The following is a 19,747-nucleotide window of genomic DNA, read 5'->3' as shown; positions in this document are numbered from 1 at the left end:
CGGGGCGATCATCGCCTCGGCCCCTACGCTCAGCTCACCAGTGCATCTTCCTCGAAGATCGCCAACGCTGTCGCTTTCGAGGACCGCTCCACCGATCCAGCCGCCCGAAGCGCGGTCGAGTCCGGGTTCGGATACGACCGCGTCGCCGGGCTGCCCGCGCGCTCGACGATCCGGCCGCTCGCGCGGCCGGAGCCGCACCATCGGGACTGCTACGGAAACACCCCGCCTTCCTTTATTCCCCGGCTCACGAGGTGTCGATGTGATGCGCTTCCCCTTGGAATCGGACGCTGATCGTGTCGCCGTCATCGGAATGGCGGGCAGGTTGCCGAAAGCCCCCGATCCGGAGGCATTCTGGCGACTGCTGTGCGACGGGACCGACGCGATCACCGCGCCGCCCGCGGGCCGGCAGGGCGTCAGGCACGGCGGCTACCTGGACCGGGTGGACGGCTTCGACGCGGCGTTCTTCGGTGTGTCCCCCCGTGAGGCCGCCGGCATGGACCCGCAGCAGCGGCTCATGCTCGAACTCGCCTGGGAGGCCCTGGAGGACGCCCGGATCGTGCCGAGCACGCTGACGGACGGTCCGACAGGGGTGTTCGTCGGCTCCATGTGGGAGGACTACACGTCCCTGGCCTACCCCGGTCACATCACGCCCCACACGCTGACCGGCACCAGCCGGGGCGTCATCGCCAACCGCGTCTCGCACTTCCTCGGTGTGCGCGGACCGAGCATGACGGTCGACACGGCCCAGTCGTCCGCGCTGGTCGCGGTGCACCTGGCGGTCGAGAGTCTGCGCCGCGGCGAGTCGGCGCTCGCCCTGGCCGGCGGGGTGAACCTCAACCTGACCGCCGCCCGCGAGGAGGGAGCGGCGGAGTTCGGCGGCCTGTCCGCGGACGACCGCTGCTTCACCTTCGACGCCCGGGCCAACGGGTTCGTCCGCGGCGAGGGCGGCGCCTTCCTCGTCCTGAAACCGCTGGACCGGGCCCTGGCCGACGGGGACCGCGTCTACGGTGTCATCCGGGGCAGCGCGGTCAACAACGACGGTGCCACACGGAGCCTGACCGTGCCCAGCGCGCAGGCCCAGGAACAGGTCGTCCGCGAGGCACTGGCCCGCGCGGGCGTGCGGCCCGCGGATGTGCAGTACGTGGAGCTGCACGGCACCGGCACCGCTGTCGGCGACCCGGTCGAGGCCGCCGCCCTCGCGGCGGCCTACCGCGACCCGGCCGAGTCAGGCGACGCCGAGCGCGACGCCGACAGCGCCCTGCGGGTCGGATCCGCCAAGACGAACGTCGGCCACCTGGAAGGCGCCGCGGGCATCGTCGGTCTGCTCAAGACCGTCCTCAGCATCCACCACCGCGCACTGCCGCCGAGCCTGAACTACGAAACCCCCAACCCCGGCATCCCCCTCGACGCACTGGCGCTGCGGGTCCAGACCGCCCTGACCCCCTGGCCGCGGCCGGATGCCCCCCTGCTCGCGGGCGTGTCGTCGTTCGGCATGGGCGGCACCAACGCGCACGTCATCGTCGAGCAGGCGCCCGACGCAACCGCGCCGCCGGCCCAGCGGTCCGCGCCCGACGCCCGGTCCGCGCCCGACGCCCGGCCCGCGCCCGATGCCCCCGCGCCGTGGATCGTCACGGCGCGGACCAGGCAGGCGCTACGAGCGCAGGTCGAGCGCCTGCGGGAACACGTGCGCAGTCACCCGGACCTGACCGGTGCCGAGGTCGCGCACGCGCTGGCCACCACCAGAACCCGCTTCGCGCACCGCGCGGTCTTGCTCGACTCCGCCCAGGTCGCCGCCGGCCGGGCCGGCACCCCGGGCCGTACCGTCTTCGTGTTCCCCGGCCAGGGCGCGCAGTGGGTCGGCATGGGCCGGGAGCTGTACGCCGCGTACCCCGTCTTCCGGGCCGCCATGGACGAGTGCGCCCAGGCCCTGGCCCCGTACACCGACTGGTCCCTGGCCGATGTCCTGGACGGCGACCCGCTCGACCGCGTGGACGTCGTGCAGCCCGCCCTGTTCGCGGTGATGGTGTCCCTGGCGGCACTGTGGCGCTCCTTCGGCGTCGAGCCCGACGCGGTGGTCGGGCACTCGCAGGGGGAGATCGCCGCGGCACACGTCGCGGGCGCGCTGTCGCTGTCCGACGCGGCCCGGATCGTGGCACTGCGCAGCCGCGCGCTGGTGGCGCTGACCGGCCGGGGCGGCATGGTGTCCGTGGCCCTGTCCGCCGAACGGGCCGAGGACCACGTGTCGCGCTGGGGCGGCGCGCTGACGGTCGCCGTGGTCAATGCCACCGGCTCGGTCGTGGTGTCCGGCGACACGCAGGCCCTGTCCGAACTGGTCGAGTCCTGCACGGCGGACGGTGTCCGCGCACGCGTCGTCCCGGTGGACTACGCCTCGCATTCCGCGCACGTCGAGGCGATCCGGGAGCGGCTGCACACCGAACTGGACGGTGTGCGGCCGCGGCAGGGCACCGTCCCGTACTACTCCGCGGTCACCGGCGGCCTCCTCGACGACACCACGCAGCTCGACGCCGGCTACTGGTACCGCAACCTGCGCGAGCCGGTCCGCTTCGACCTGGCCACCGCCGCACTGCTGGCGGACGGCCACGACGTCGTGGTCGAGGTCAGCCCGCACCCGGTGCTGCTGCCCGCCCTCGAACAGACCCTGGAACAGGCCCGCGAACGGACCGGCGTGCCCGGCGTCGCCACCGGCACGCTGGGCCGTGACCGGGGCGGGCCGGACGTCTTCCTGACCGCGCTGTCCCGGCTGTTCGTGGCCGGCGTGCCGGTCGACTGGTCCCCGGCCGTCGCCGGGGCCGCGCCGGTCGACCTGCCCACGTACGCCTTCCAGCGCCGCTCGTACTGGCTGCCCGAAGCGACAGCGGGGCAGAGCGGGCGGACCCCGGCCGGCGCGGAGACCCAGGCGGCGGAGACCGCCGCGCCCGGCCGGCCGGACGGCGGCCCGGAGACCGGCGACACCGGGGCGGGCGGCACGGACACGGGTGACCCCGGGCCGGTCGACGCGGTCGACGCGGCCGCCGTGGTCACCGAGCAGATCGCGCTCGTGCTGGGCCACGAGGACCCCGTGGACATCGACCCCGCGCTCACCTTCAAGGACCTCGGCTTCGACTCGGTCACCGGGCTCGAACTGCGCAACCGACTGGCCGGCGCCCTGGACCGGCAACTCCCCTCCGGCCTCGTCTTCGACCACCCGACGCCCGCGGAGCTGATCGACTGGCTGCGCGCCGGCCCCGGCGACCGGCCGGCCCCCGCCGCCCCGGCCGCCCATGACGACCCGGTCGTCATCGTGGGGATGGGCTGCCGCCTCCCCGGCGGAGTGGCCTCGCCGGACGACCTGTGGCGGCTCGTCGCGGAGGGCGCGGACGCGATCGGCGACTTCCCGGACGACCGCGGCTGGGACCTGGGCGGCCTGTACGACCCGGAGCTGCGCGGCGCGGGCACCACGTACATCACCCGGGGCGGGTTCCTGGAGGCGGTGGCCGGCTTCGACGCTCCGTTCTTCGGCATCTCGCCCCGCGAGGCGCTCGCCATGGACCCGCAGCAGCGGCTCGTGCTGGAGACGGCCTGGGAGACCTTCGAGCACGCCGGGATCGACCCGGCCTCGCTGCGCGGCAGCCACACCGGCGTGTTCACCGGCGTCTGGTCGTCCGGCTACGCGACCGGGCCGGGCCTGCCGGAGGACCTGGAGGGTTACCTGTTCACCGGTGTCGCGACCAGCGTCACGTCCGGCCGGGTCGCCTACCACCTCGGGCTGCGCGGTCCGGCGCTGTCCGTGGACACCGCCTGCTCGTCGTCCCTGGTCGCCGTCCACCTGGCCGCCCAGGCCCTGCGCGCGGGCGAGTGCTCGCTGGCGCTCGCCGGCGGTGTCACGATCATGGCGACACCGCTGGGCTTCACCGAGTTCTCCCGGCAGCACGGCCTCGCGGCGGACGGCCGCAGCAAGCCCTTCGCCGCCGCGGCCGACGGCACCAGCTGGGCCGAGGGCGCCGGCTTGGTGCTGCTGGAACGCCTGTCGGACGCCCGCCGCAACGGCCACCGGGTGCTGGCGGTCGTCGCGGGAAGCGCGGTCAACCAGGACGGCGCGTCCAACGGCCTGACCGCGCCCAACGGCCCCTCCCAGGAACGCGTCATCCGCCAGGCGCTGGCCAACGCCGGGCTGGAGCCGTCCGACGTGGACGCCGTCGAGGCCCACGGCACCGGCACCACACTCGGCGACCCCATCGAGGCCCACGCCCTGCTGGCCGCCTACGGTCAGGACCGGGACGAGCCGATGTGGCTGGGGTCGCTGAAGTCCAACATAGGCCACACCCAGGCCGCCGCCGGCGTCGCGGGCCTGATCAAGATGGTCATGGCGATGCGGCACGGGGAACTGCCGCGAACCCTGCACATCGACGCCCCCACCCCGCACGTCGACTGGGCCTCCGGCGGTGTCCGGCTGCTCACCGAGGCCCGGCCGTGGCCGCAGCACGAGCACCCGCGCCGCGCCGGCATCTCGGCCTTCGGCATCAGCGGCACCAACGCCCACCTGATCATCGAGCAGTCCCCCGACCCGGACCCCGGCCACCTCCCCGGACCCGCCGACCGGGCCGCCCCTACCGCCTGGCTGCTGTCCGCGAAGACCGACGCCGCGCTGCGCGCCCAGGCCGAGCGCCTGCACGCGTACGCGACCGCCCACCCCGACGTCCCGGCCGCCGCGATCAGCCGCGCACTGGCCGCCCGCACCCGGTTCGAGCACCGGGCCGCGGTGGTCGGCGCCGACCGGGACGACCTGCTGTCCGGCCTGGCCGCGCTCCCGCCGGGACTGCCGGCCCCAACCGGCGGGACCGTGTTCGTCTTCCCCGGTCAGGGGGCGCAGTGGGCGGGCATGGGCCGTGACCTGTACGAGCAGTCCGAGGTCTTCCGCGCCGGCATCGACGCCTGCGCCGCCGCCCTGGCCCCGTATACCGACTGGTCGCTGGCCGACGAACTGCGCCACGGCTCGCTGGACCGCGTCGACGTGGTCCAGCCGGCCCTGTTCGCCGTCATGGTGGCGCTGGCCGACCTGTGGCGGTCCCACGGCGTGCGGCCGGACGCCGTGGTCGGCCACTCCCAGGCGGAGATCGCCGCCGCGTACGTCGCCGGCGCGCTCTCGCTGCGGGACGCCGCCAAGGTCGTGGCGTTACGGTCCAGGGCACTGGCCGCCATCGCCGGCCGGGGCGGCATGGTGTCCCTCGCGCTCTCCGCCGAGCGGGCCGCCGGCTACCTGGCCCGCTGGGACGAGCGGCTGACCACCGCCGTGGTGAACGGACCCGCGGCGGTCGTGGTGTCCGGCGGCCTCGACGCGCTGGACGAACTGCTGGCCGCCTGCGAGGCCGACGGCATCCGCGCCCGCCGCCTGCCCGTCGACTACGCCGCCCACTCCGCGCAGGTCGAGGCGGTCCGCGAGCAACTGCTCACCGACCTGGCCGACATCACGCCCCACTCGGCGGCGATCCCGTTCTACTCCACGGTCACCGGCGAGCCGGTCGACACCTCCGCCCTCGACGCCGGCTACTGGTACCGCAACCTGCGCGAGCCCGTACGGTTCGACCTGGCCACCGCCCGGCTCACCGCCGACGGCCACGACCTGTTCGTGGAGGTCAGCCCGCACCCGGTGCTGGTGCCCGCGCTGGATGTCGCCGCCACCGGGACACTGCGCCGCGATCACGGCGGCCTCACCGAGTTCCTCGCCGCGGCGGGACGCCTCTACGCCGCCGGAGCCGACGTCGACTGGACTCCGGTCCTGCCCAGCACCGCACCCGGGGCGGACCTGCCCACGTACGCCTTCCAGCGCGAGCCCTACTGGGTGACCGCGACCCCGCCGGTGCCCCGTGACGACTGGCGGTACGAGGTGGCATGGGCGCCGACGAGCGGTACCGCGGCCCCGGTGGACCCGGCCCGCTGGCTCGTCCTGGCCACCACCGGGCACCCGTTGGCCGAAGCCCTGCGCGAACGGGGCTTCGCGGTGGCCGACACCTGGGACATGGCCGGCACCTGGGACGCCCGGCCCGGCCCGGACGGTGTGCTGTCGCTGCTGGCGCTGGACGAGGAGCCGCACCCCGACCACCCGGTGCTCCCGGCGGGCCTGGTCCGCACCCTGGAGCTGATCCGCACCCTGGATCCGGCGCGGACACCGGCCGTCCCGCTGTGGTGCGCGACCAGCGGCGCCGTGCGCACCTCGGGCACCGACCCGGTCACCAGCCCGGCCCAGGCCCTGGCGTGGGGCACCGGCGCGTCCGCGGCGCTGGAGTTCCCGCACGGCTGGGGCGGCCTGGTCGACCTTCCCGCCGTGCCCGACGAGGAGAGCGTGAACGCGCTGCTCGTCGTGCTCGCCGGCACCGGCGAGGACCAGGTGGCGATCCGCGGCACCCGGCGCTTCGCCAAGCGGCTGCGCCGCAAGGCCCCATCGCGCCCGGCCGCGCGGCCCTGGCGGCCGCGGGGCACGGTGCTGGTCACCGGCGGCACCGGCGCGCTCGGCGGACATGTGGCCCGCCGCCTCGCGCGGCAGGGCGCGGAGCACATCGTGCTGGCCGCCCGCCGCGGCCCCGACGCACCCGGCGCGGCCGGCCTGCGCGACGAACTGGAGGCAGCCGGGGCGCGGGTGACCGTGGCGGCGTGCGACGTGGCCGACCGGGACGCCCTGCGGGACCTCGTCGAGCGCGTCGGCGACATCCGCGCAGTGGTCCACACCGCCGGCGTGATCAGGGCGACCAGGCTGGCCGACACGACACCGGCGGAGTTCGCCGAGGTCATCGCGGCCAAGGTCGCCGGGGCGGCGAACCTGGCGGACCTCCTGCCGGACCTCGACGCCTTCGTCCTGTTCTCCTCCACCGCGGGCGTGTGGGGCGACGGCCACGGCGCGGCCTACGCCGCCGGCAACGCCTTCCTCGACGCCCTGGCCGCACAGCACCGCGCCCAGGGCCGCGCCACGACCTCCGTCGCGTGGGGCATCTGGGCCGAAGGCGGCATGGCGGCCCTGGAATCCGTGCAGCGTCAGCGCACCCTGCTCGGCCTCGGCGAACTGGACCCGGGCCGGGCACTCGACGCGCTGGAGGACGTCCTCGGCCACGACGAGGCCCTCGCGGTCGTCACCGAGGCCGACTGGGCGCAGTTCGCCCGCGCCTACACCCACGCGCGGCCGAGCCGGCTGCTGCGGGACCTGCCCGAGGCACACAGCCGGCCGCGGGCCCCCCGACCCGCACCCCCCGCCGGCGGCACCGACCTGCTGGAGCTGATCACCACCCACGTCGCCGGGGTGCTCGGACACGCCACCCCCGGGCGGCTCGACCCCCGGCAGGCTTTCAAGGACCTGGGCTTCGACTCGCTGACCGCGGTGGAACTGCGCAACCGCCTGACCGCCGCGCTCGGGGTGAAACTGCCCGCCACCCTCGTCTTCGACCACCCCACCCCGGCACGGCTGGCCGCCCACCTGTCCGGCGAGTCCGTCGAGCAGGACGCGCCGCGGGCCGCGGCCGCCGCCGCGACGGATGAGCCGATCGTGGTCATCGGCATGGGCTGCCGCTACCCCGGAGGCGTCGGCACCCCCGAGGACCTGTGGCGGCTGGTCGCGGACGGCGTGGACGCGGTCGGCGACTTCCCGGCCGACCGGGGATGGGACCTCGACCGCCTGTACGACCCGACGGGAAGCCGCCCCCGCACGTCGAGCACGCGCAGGGGCGGCTTCCTCGACGCCGCAGGCGACTTCGACGCGGCGTTCTTCGGCATATCGCCCCGCGAGGCGCTCGCCATGGACCCGCAGCAGCGCATCCTGCTGGAGACCGCGTGGGAGACCATCGAGCACGCCGGCATCGACCCGACCACGCTGGCGGGCACACCCACCGGCGTGTTCACCGGCATCTGGTCCACCGGCTACGCCGCCGGGCCGGTCCCCGACGACCTGGAGGGCCACCAGGTCACCGGCACCGCGTCGAGCGTGGGGTCCGGCAGGCTGGCGTACCAGCTCGGCCTGCTCGGCCCGGCACTGTCCCTGGACACCGGCTGCTCGTCGTCCCTGGTGGCCCTGCACCTGGCCGCCCAGGCACTGCGCTCGGGAGAATGCTCCTTCGCCCTGGTCGGCGGCGTCACCGTCAACGCGGCACCCACACTGTTCACCGAGATGTCCCGGCAGGGGGCGAGCGCGCCCGACGGCCGCAGCAAGTCCTTCGCCGCTGCGGCCGACGGGGCGGGCTGGGCCGAGGGCGCCGGCCTGCTGCTGCTGGAACGCCTGTCCGACGCCCGCCGCAACGGCCACGAGGTGCTGGCGGTCGTCCGCGGCTCCGCCACCAACCAGGACGGCGCCTCCAACGGCCTGACCGCGCCCAACGGCCCCTCCCAGGAGCGGGTGATCCGTCAGGCCCTCGCCAACGCCGGGCTGGAGCCGTCCGACGTGGACGCGGTGGAAGCCCACGGCACCGGCACCACGCTCGGCGATCCCATCGAGGCCCAGGCACTGCTTGCGACGTACGGCCGGGACCGGGTGGAGCCGTTGTGGCTGGGGTCGGTGAAGTCGAACATCGGCCACACCCAGGCGGCGGCCGGCGCGGCCGGCCTGATCAAGATGGTCATGGCGATGCGGCACGGTGAACTGCCGCGAACCCTCCACGTGGACGCACCCACCCCGCACGTCGACTGGGCCTCCGGCGCGGTCCGCCTGCTCACCGAACCGGTCGCCTGGCCCGGGACCGGGCGGCCCCGGCGGGCCGCCGTCTCCGCCTTCGGCATCAGCGGCACCAACGCCCATGTGATCCTCGAACAGCCCGCCGAGGCCGACTCCACCGCTCCCTCCCCCCGGGACCACGCGGACGACCAGGTCCTCTGGCCGCTGTCGGCCAGGTCCGAGGCGGCGCTGCGGGAGCAGGCGCGTCGGCTGGGCGCCTTCACCGCCGTGCATCCCGAGGTGGGTCCGGCGGCGGTCGGGGGTGCTCTGGCCGCCCGGACCGTGTTCGAGCACCGGGCGGTGGTGGTGGGCACCGCCGCGGCCCTTACCGCCCTGGCGGAGGGCGGTACGGCACCGGGTCTGGTCACGGGGACCGCCCGTCCGCTGGGCCGGTCGGTGTTCGTGTTCCCGGGGCAGGGAGCGCAGTGGGTGGGCATGGGTGGGGAGTTGTACGGCTCGGAGCCGGTGTTCCGGGAGGTGATCGACGCGTGTGACGCGGCGTTGGCGCCGTACACCGACTGGTCGTTGGTGGAGGTGCTGACCGGCGGTGGTTCGCTGGAGCGGGTGGATGTGGTGCAGCCCGCGCTGTTCGCGGTGATGATCGCGCTTGCCGAACTGTGGCGTGCTCATGGTGTGGAGCCTGACGCGGTCGTCGGGCATTCGCAGGGGGAGATCGCGGCGGCGTACGTGGCGGGGGCGTTGTCGTTGGAGGACGCCGCCAAGGTGGTGGCGCTACGGAGCAGGGCCCTGGTCACCCTGGCCGGACACGGCGGCATGGTCTCGGTCGCGCTGTCCGCGGACGACGCCGCCGGCTACCTGAGCCCCTGGGACGACCGGATCACCGTCGCGGTGGTCAACTCCGCCTCGACCGTCGTCGTGTCAGGCGAACCGGGGGCCCTGGACGAACTGCTGGCAGCCTGCGCCAGGGACGGCGTACGCGCCCGCGCGATCCCCGTCGACTACGCGGCGCACTCGGCGCAGGTCGAGGCGGTCCGCGAGCAACTGCTCACCGACCTCGCGGACATCCGGCCCCGGCCCGCGGCGATCCCCTTCTACTCCACCGTCACCGCGGAACCGATCGACACCTCCGCCCTCGACGCCGGCTACTGGTACCGCAACCTGCGCGAGCCCGTGCGGTTCGACCTGGCCACCGCCCGGCTCACCGCCGACGGCCACGAGGTGTTCGTGGAAGTCAGCCCGCACCCGGTGCTGGTGCAGGACCTGGACGGCGTGGCGACCGGCACCCTGCGCCGCGACCACGGCGCCATCGGGGAATTCCACACCGCCCTGGCCCGCCTTCACGTCCAGGGCGTCGCCGTGACCTGGCCGCACGAGCGCCCGCACGGCGTCAGGCTGCCGCGCTACGCCTTCCAGCGCAGCACCTACTGGCTCACCCCCGCGGTCGGCGACCACGGCACCGGGCACCCGCTGGCGGGCACCACCGTCGAACTGCCCGACGGGAGCACCGTGCACAGCGGCCGCGTCTCCACCCGCACCCACCCCTGGCTGGCCGACCACGCCGTCGACGGCACGGTCCTGCTGCCGGGCACCGCCTTCCTCGAACTCGCCACCCTGGCCGGCGGGACCCTCGACGACCTCGTCCTGCACCTGCCCCTCGCGCTCTCGGACACACCGACGGACATCCGGGTCTCGGTCGGCGCACCGGACGACGCCGGCCGCAGCCCGGTCACCGTGCACTCCAGGGGCGGCGACGGCTGGGTCCGCCACGCGTCCGGAACGCTCGGCGGCCAGGTGACGGCCGGACGCCTCGACCGGCCCTCGGCGAACGCCGAACCCGTGAATCCCGAAGAGTTCTACGCCTTCCTCGCCGGACTCGGATACCAGTACGGACCCGCGTTCCGGGGCGTGCGGGAGCTGTGGCGGAGCGAGGACGAACTGTACGCCGAGGTGTCCGTCCCCGACGGCGCCCGCTTCGGCATCCACCCCGCGCTCCTGGACGCCGCGCTCCAGCCGCTGATCCTGCTCAGCCCCGACACCCGGGTCCGGCTGCCGTTCTCCTTCTCCGGCGTCGCCGTGCACACCACCGGTGTGTCGTCCGCCCGGGTCCACCTGGCCCGCACCGGCACCGACACCTACCGCGCGACACTGACCGACCTGTCCGGCAACCCGGTCGCGGACATCAACGCGCTGACCGTCCGTCCGGCCGCCGAGGTCCGGGCCGCGGTGCTGCACACCCGGTGGGTGCCCCTCACCGCGAGCACACCGACCGAGGTGGTGCCGAGCCCGGTACTCGGCGCGGAAGCCGACGCGGACTCCGTGCACGCCCTCGTCCAGCGGGCCCGCGCGCTCGTCCAGGACTTCCTGGCCGAGCAGCCGGAGCGGGCGGCCGCACGCCTGGCCGTCCTGACCCGCGGCGTGGCCGGCGCGGCCGTACGCGGCCTGGTCCGCAGCGCCGCCGTCGAGCACCCCGGCCGGTTCGTCCTGGTCGACCTGGGCGACGCCTCCGAGGAGGACGCGGTGCGGGCCGCCATGACAGCCGGCGACGAACCCGAACTGGCCCTGCGCCCGGAAGGCGTCCTCGTACCGCGGCAGGTCAGGTACGCGCCGGAACTGACCGCCCCCGACGGCGCGTACCGGCTGAGCGAGTCCGGCACCGGGCAACTGGACGACCTGGCCCTGCTGCCCTGGCACGAGGCCGAGCTGGCACCCGGACAGGTACGGGTCGCCGTACGCGCGGCCGGACTGAACTTCCGCGACGTGCTCATCACCCTCGGCATGTACCCGGACCGGCCCCCGTTGGGCGGCGAAGGGGCCGGTACCGTCCTGGAGGTCGGCCCCGGCGTCACGGCCTGGCGGCCCGGCGACCGCGTCATGGGCATGATGCCCGGCGCCTTCGGGCCGCGCGCGGTCGCCGACCACCGGCTCCTGACGGCGATCCCCGACGGCTGGGGCTTCGCCGAGGCGGCGGCGGTGCCCATCGCGTTCACCACGGCCTGGTACGGGCTGTTCGACCTCGGCGAACTGCGCCCCGGCGACCGGGTCCTGGTCCACTCGGGCGCGGGCGGTGTGGGCATGGCCGCCATCCGGTTGGCCCTGGACAGCGGTGCGGAGGTCTTCGCCACCGCCAGCCCCGCCAAGTGGGACGCCCTGCGGCGCCTCGGACTGGCGGACGACCACATCGGCTCGTCCCGCGACACCCGGTTCGCCGACCGGTTCCCGGCCATGGACGTCGTCCTCAACTCGCTGGCGGGAGAACTCACCGACGCCTCCCTGCGGCTGCTCGCCGACGGCGGACGGTTCGTCGAGCTGGGCAAGACGGACGTCCGCTCACCCGAGGGCCTGATCTACCGGGCCTTCGACCTGGGCGACGTGGACCCCGCGCGGCAGGGCGACATCCTCTCCCGGGTCGTGGCGATGGTCGCCGACGGGAAACTGGAGCCGCTGCCGGTCTGCGCCGCGGACCTCCGCCAGGCCGTCGCCTCCTTCCGGCTGATGAGCCAGGCCCGCCACATCGGCAAGATCGTCCTCACCGTCCCCCGGCCGATCGACCCCGACGGCACCGTGCTGATCACCGGCGGCACCGGCACCCTCGGCCAGGCCGTCGCCCGGCACCTGGCGTCCCGCCACGGCGTACGGCACCTGCTGCTCCTCAGCCGCGGCGGCGGCGCGGTGCCCCACCCGGAGCCGAGAGGGGACGTCGACATACGGGTCGTGGCCTGCGACGTCGCGGACCGGGACGCGCTGGTGGCCGTACTGGACTCCATCCCGGCCGAGCATCCGCTCACCGCCGTCGTCCACGCGGCCGGCGTGCTCGACGACACCGTCGTGGAACGGCTGACCGCGGAGCAGCTCGACCGGGTGCTGCGTCCCAAGGTCGACGGCGCCTGGCACCTGCACGAGCTGACCCGCGACCACGACCTCGCCGCCTTCGTGCTGTTCTCCGCGGCCGCGGGTGTACTCGGCAACGCCGGCCAGGCCGGCTACGCGGCCGCGAACTCCTACCTCGACGCGTTCGCCGCACACCGGCAGACCCTCGGACTGCCCGCCGTGTCGATGGCCTGGGGCTACTGGGAGCAGGAGAGCGGCATGACCGCCCACCTCACCGCGGCCGACCGCCAACGCCTCGCCCGCAAGGGCATCCGCCCGATCGGCACCGAACGCGCCCTGGCCATGTTCGACACCGCGCTCGCCGCCGGACGTCCCGCGCTCACCACGGCCGACCTCTCGATGCCGCAGGCCCTGCCGACACCGAAGGCCCCCGCGTCGGACCTGCTGTCCCTGGTCGCCGCCCACACCGCCACCGTCCTCGGCCACTCCGACGCCGCCGCGATCACCCCCCAGCTCGCCTTCCGCGACCTCGGCTTCGATTCCCTGACCTCCGTCGAACTGCGCAACCGCCTCGCCGCCGCCACCGGCCTGCGGCTGCCCGCGACCCTCGTCTTCGACCACCCCACCCCGCGGCAACTCGCCGACCACCTCACAGCCGAACTCTCCGGTGCGGCTGGGGGCGTGGTGCCGGTGGTGTCGTCGGTGCCGGTGGGCGGGGTGGCCGGTGGCGCTGATCCGGTGGTGATCGTGGGTATGGGATGCCGGTTGCCGGGTGGGGTGGGGTCGCCGGAGGAGTTGTGGGGTCTGGTGTCGGGCGGGGTGGATGCGATCGGGGGGTTCCCGTCGGATCGTGGGTGGGATGTTGAGGGGTTGTTCCATCCGGACGCGGATCATCCTGGGACGTCGTATACGCGGGCGGGTGGGTTTCTCGCGGATGCGGCGGGGTTCGATGCCGATTTCTTCGGTATTTCGCCGCGTGAGGCGTTGGCGATGGATCCGCAGCAGCGGGTGTTGCTGGAGACGGCGTGGGAGACGTTGGAGGACGCGGGGATCGATCCGACGTCGTTGCGGGGCAGCCGGACGGGCGTGTTCACCGGCATCTGGTCCTCCGGCTACGTCGTCGGCCCCGACCAGGCACCGCCCGACACCGAGGGCTACCTCGCCACCGGCATCTCGCCGAGCATCACCTCCGGCCGGGTCTCCTACCTGCTGGGCCTCCAGGGCCAGGCCGTGTCCGTCGACTCCGCCTGCTCCTCGTCACTGATGGCGATCCACCTCGCCGCGCAGGCACTGCGCTCGGGGGAGTGCACACTCGCCCTGGCCGGCGGGGTGACCGTGAGCGTGACCCCCCTGCAGTTCACGGAATTCTCCCGCCAGCGTGCCCTGGCCCCTGACGGCCGGTGCAAGCCCTTCTCGTCGACGGCTGACGGTACGGCGTGGGGCGAGGGTGCGGGCCTGGTGCTGCTGGAGCGGTTGTCGGACGCCCGTCGCAACGGCCACCGGGTGCTGGCGGTGGTGCGGGGCTCGGCGGTCAACCAGGACGGGGCGTCCAACGGGTTGACCGCGCCCAACGGCCTCTCGCAGGAACGCGTCATCCGCCAGGCGCTGGCGAACGCCGGGTTGGAGCCGTCCGAGGTGGACGCGGTGGAGGCCCACGGCACGGGGACGACGCTCGGCGATCCCATCGAGGCGCAGGCGCTGCTCGCGACGTACGGCCGGGACCGGAACGAGCCGTTGTGGCTGGGGTCGGTGAAGTCGAACATCGGGCACACGCAGGCGGCGGCCGGTGTGGCGGGTGTGATCAAGATGGTCATGGCGATGCGGCACGCCGAACTGCCGCCGACACTGCATGTCCAGGAGCCCACGCCACATGTCGAGTGGGACACCGGTGACGTCCGGCTGCTGACCGAGGCCCGGCCGTGGCCGGAGACGGGTCGCCCCCGCCGCGCGGGCGTCTCGGCGTTCGGGGCCAGCGGCACCAACGCTCACGTCGTCATCGAACAGTTCCCGGAGGAAACCCCCGAACAACCCGCCGCGGACGACTCCGCGGAGCCCACCGTGTGGCTGCTGTCCGGCAAGACGGACGACGCCCTCCGCGCCCAGGCCCGACGGCTCGCGGACCACGTCACCGCCCACCCCGGACTCCGGCCGGCCGCGATCGGCCGGGCCCTCGCCACCACCCGCGCCGTGCTCGCCCACCGGGCGGCCCTGGTGGGCAGCACCCGGACCGACCTCCTGGCGGAACTGGCCGCCCTCGCCGACGGGGACCCCCGCGTCATCACGGGTGTGGCGGGTGCGGTGGGCCGGTCGGTGTTCGTGTTCCCGGGGCAGGGTGCGCAGTGGGTGGGCATGGGTGGGGAGTTGTACGGCTCGGAGCGGGTGTTCCGGGAGGTGATCGACGCGTGTGACGCGGCGTTGGCGCCCTACACGGACTGGTCGTTGGTGGAGGTGCTGACCGGCGGTGGTTCGCTGGAGCGGGTGGATGTGGTGCAGCCCGCGCTGTTCGCGGTGATGGTGGCGCTTGCTGAGTTGTGGCGTGCTCATGGTGTCGAACCTGATGCGGTCGTCGGGCATTCGCAGGGGGAGATCGCGGCGGCGTACGTGGCGGGGGCGCTGTCGTTGGAGAACGCCGCCAGGGTGGTCGCCCTGCGCAGCAGAGCGCTGGTCGCCCTGGCGGATCAGGGCGGGATGGTGTCGGTCGGCCTCGGGGACGAGCGGGCCGCCGATTTCGTGGCCCGCTGGGACGGCCGGTTGACGGTGGCGGTGGTCAATGCCCCCGGTTCGGTCGTCGTGTCGGGCGATGTGGACGCGTTGGACGAACTGCTGGCGGCCTGTGAGGCGGACGGCATCCGCGCCCGTCGTCTGCCGGTGAACTACGCCGCCCACTCCGCCCAGGTGGAGGCGATCCGCGAGCAACTGCTCACCGACCTCGCCGGGATCGAGCCGAGGACCGTGGACGTCCCCTTCTACTCGACGGTGACCGGCGAGCGGATCGACACCTCCGTCCTCGACGCCGAGTACTGGTACCGCAACCTCCGCGAACCCGTACGCTTCGACCTCGCCGTCGAGACCCTGACGCACGACCGGCACGGCGTGTTCGTGGAGGTCAGTCCGCACCCCGTACTGGTGCCGGTGATGGACGGCGTGGTGACCGGCACGCTGCGCCGCGGCAGCGGCAGGCGGGAGTTCCACCGCGCCCTGGCGCGCCTGTACACGCAGGGCGTGGCCGTCGACTGGGCGCCGGTCTTCCCCGGCGAGCCCCACCACGTCCCGCTGCCCACGTACGCCTTCCAGCACCGGCCGTACTGGTTGCACCCCGCCGCCGCGAAGGGCGACGTGTCGGCGGCGGGACTGGACTCGGCCGGGCACCCGCTGCTCGGGGCCGTCGTCGAACTGGCCGGGGACCAGGACGTCCTGCTCACCGGGCGGCTCTCGACGGCTACCCGGCCATGGCTGGCCGACCACGTCGTCCTGGGCTCCGTGCTGCTGCCCGGCACCGTGTTCGTCGAACTCGCCATGCACGCCGGACGGCAGACCGGTTGCGACGTCCTGGACGAACTGGTGCTGGAAGCCCCCATGATCCTGCCGGACGACGGTTCCGTGCCGGTCCAGGTCGTCGTCGGCGCACCGGACGGGACCGGCCGGCGCCCCGTCACCGTGCACTCCCGGACGGGCGGCACCTGGCTGCGGCACGCCACCGGCATGCTCACGACCGGCGGCCGCCCCCACCCGTACGACACCGGCGAGCCCTGGCGGCCGGCCGGTGAGCCCGTCGACCTGACCGACTTCTACGACACCCTCGCCGCCCAGGGCTACGAGTACGGGCCGGTGTTCGCGGGCGTACGCGAGATCCGGCGGCACGGCGACGAGCTCTACGCCGAGGTGGCGCTGCCCGCCGACACCCGCGACCGCTTCGGTCTCCACCCCGCGCTGCTCGACGCCGCACTCCAGCCGCTGACCCTGCTGGCCGCCGGGCGCCTGCCGTTCTCCTTCGCCGGGGTGTCGATGCGGGAAGCCGGCTCCACGGCCCGCGTCCGCCTCACACCCACCGGCCCCGACACCTTCCGGGTCGCGCTCGCCGACGAGTCCGGCCCGCTGGCAGTGATCGACGCGCTGACCGTGCGCCACCGGCCGCCGGGCCTGCCGGTCGCCGGGACCAACCAGCTCTTCCGCCTCGACTGGGTGCCCGTCGAGGCGACCGGCGAACCCACGGCCGTCCACCACGTCACGCCCCCGGCGGGAGACCCCGTGGCGGCCGCGCACACCGTCGCCGCCGAGACGCTGGGCGTGCTCCAGGACTTCCTGCGCGACGGGGACGGCCGGCTGGCCGTCGTGACCCGCGGGGCGGTCGGGCCGGACCCCGTCGACCTGCCGTCCAGCGTCGTCTGGGGCCTGGTCCGCGCGGCCCAGGCGGAACACCCCGACCGGTTCGTGCTCGTCGACACCGACGACCGCGTCCTCGTCGCGGGGGACGAACCGCAGCTCGTCGTCCGCGACGGCGCCGCCCACGCCGCCCGCCTGGTACGGGCCGAAGCGCCCCCGGCACCCGGACCGCTCGACCCGGACGGCACCGTGCTGATCACCGGAGGCACCGGAACGCTGGGCCGCCTCGTCGCCCGGCACCTGCGCGACCGCCACGGCGTCCGGCACCTGATCCTGCTCGGCAGGAACGCGGCGGAGGTGGACTTCGACGCCGAGGTGGTGGCCTGCGACGTGGCCGACCGGGACGCGCTGGCGGCCGTACTGGACTCGATCCCGGCCGAGCATCCGCTGACCGCGGTCGTGCACGCGGCCGGCGTGCTCGACGACGGCGTCGTCGAGTCCCTCACGCCCGGCCGGATCGACCAGGTGCTGCGGCCCAAAGCCGACGCCGCCTGGCACCTGCACGAGCTGACGAAGGACCTCGGCCTGAGCGCCTTCGTGCTCTTCTCGTCCGCCGCCGGTGTGCTGGGCGGCCCGGGCCAGGCGAACTACGCCGCCGCGAACGCCTTCCTGGACGCGCTCGCCGTGCACCGGCGTGCCCTGGGTCTGCCGGGCGTGTCGCTGGCCTGGGGACAATGGGCCGAGACCAGCGGGCTGACCGAACACCTCACCGACACCGACCGCAAGCGCCTCGCCCGCGCCGGCGTGCTGCCGATGCCCACGGACCAGGCGCTGGCACTGTTCGACCTGGCCCTGGGCGCCGCCGATCCCGCGCTGGTCCCCGCGCACCTCGACCTGTCGGCGGCGGCCACCCGCCCCCTGCTCAGCCGCCTCACCCGTACCAGGCCCGCCCGGCGCACGGACCGGCCGGGCCTGGGCAGGGAACTGGCGGCCCTGCCCGAGACCGAGCAGCACAGCCGCGTCCTGGAACTGGTGACCGGCCAGACGGCCGCGGTCCTCGGCCACACCGACACCGCTGCCGTCAGCGCCGAGCGGGCCTTCAAGGACCTGGGCTTCGATTCGCTCACCGCGGTGGAGCTGCGCAACCGCCTGTCCGCGGTCGCCGGGGTACGGCTGCCCGCGACGCTGACCTTCGACTACCCGACCCCCGACACGTTGGCCGGCCACCTGCGGGACCTCCTGGTCGGCGCCCGGCGCCAGGCCCCTGCCTCACCCGTGCCGGCTCCGGTGGCGGTGTCGGGTGATCCGGTGGTGGTGGTCGGGTTGGGGGCCCGGTATCCGGGTGGGGTGGGGTCGGCGCAGGAGCTGTGGGGTCTGGTGGCGGGCGGGGTGGATGCGGTGGGGGAGTTCCCGTCGGATCGTGGGTGGGACGTGGGTCGTATCTACGATCCGGCCGGTGGTCCGGGGACGTCGTACACGCGGTCGGGCGGTTTCCTGGGGGATGCGGGTGGCTTCGACGCGGCGTTCTTCGGGATCTCGCCGCGTGAGGCGTTGGCGATGGATCCGCAGCAGCGGGTGCTGCTGGAGACGGCGTGGGAGACGTTCGAGGACGCGGGGATCGACCCGACGTCGTTGCGGGGCAGCCGGACGGGCGTCTACACCGGCATCTGGTCCTCGGGTTACGGCGCCGGGGCACAGCCGCCCGACCTGGAGGGCTACCTCTCGACGGGCACGGCGACGAGTGTGACCTCCGGGCGGGTGTCGTACCTGCTGGGTCTCGAGGGTCCGGCGGTGTCGGTGGACACGGCGTGTTCGTCGTCGCTGGTGGCGATCCATCTGGCGGCGCAGGCGCTGCGCTCGGGGGAGTGCTCGCTGGCGTTGGCCGGTGGTGTGACGGTGATGGCGACGCCGGCGGGGTTCGTCGAGTTCTCGCGGCAGCGGGGGCTTGCGGCCGATGGCCGGGTGAAGGCGTTCGCCGAGGCGGCTGACGGTACGGCCTGGGGTGAGGGCGCTGGTCTGGTGCTGCTGGAGCGGCTGTCGGACGCCCGCCGCAACGGTCACCGGGTGCTGGCGGTCGTCCGGGGCTCGGCGGTGAACCAGGACGGGGCGTCCAACGGGTTGACCGCGCCGAACGGTCCGTCGCAGGAACGCGTCATCCGCCAGGCGCTGGCGAACGCCGGGTTGGAGCCGTCCGAGGTGGACGCGGTGGAGGCGCACGGCACCGGCACCACTCTCGGTGACCCCATTGAGGCGCAGGCGCTGCTTGCGACGTACGGCCGGGACCGGAACGAGCCGTTGTGGCTGGGGTCGGTGAAGTCGAACATCGGCCACACCCAGGCAGCGGCGGGTGTGGCCGGGGTGATCAAGATGGTCATGGCGATGCGGCACGGTGAACTGCCGCGGACCCTCCACGTGGACGCGCCGACCTCGCACGTCGACTGGGAGTCCGGGAGCGTCCGGTTGCTCACCGAGGCCCGGCCCTGGCCCGACAACGGCCACCGGCGTCGCGCGGGCGTGTCTGCGTTCGGCATCAGCGGTACGAACGCGCACGTGATCCTGGAGGCACCGGCCGAGGAGACGTCGCCCGAGTCTCCTGCCACTCCCACGCCTGCTCCTGCGGCGGCGGTGCCGGTGCCGTGGCTGCTGTCGGCGAAGTCGGACGCGGCCCTGCGCGACCAGGCCCGCAGGCTGCGCGGGTTCCTCGCCGAGCACCCCGAGGTCACACCGGCCGAGGTGGCCGCGGACCTGGCCGCGCGGGCCCGGTTTGCGCACCGTGCCGTGCTGACGGACCCGTCCGGCCTGGACGCACTGATCGACGGAGAACCCGGAATCGTCACGGGCACTGCCTCCCCGGGTGGGTCGGCGTTCGTGTTCTCGGGTCAGGGTGGTCAGTGGGTGGGGATGGGGCGGGGTTTGTACCGGGTGTTTCCGGTGTTCGCGGGGGCG

At 74.5% G+C, this 19,747-nt stretch carries 1 protein-coding gene; it reads left to right on the top strand.

The window, feature by feature from the left end:
- Positions 1-262 precede the first annotated feature (262 nt).
- On the top strand, positions 263-19,747 hold a 19,485-nt coding region (locus tag ACZ4K2_RS35500; RefSeq protein WP_467770006.1), incomplete at its 3' end, for an SDR family NAD(P)-dependent oxidoreductase.

Source organism: Streptomyces sp. NPDC025833 (assembly GCF_055558055.1).
This window is presented reverse-complemented; position numbering and strand designations above follow the sequence as displayed.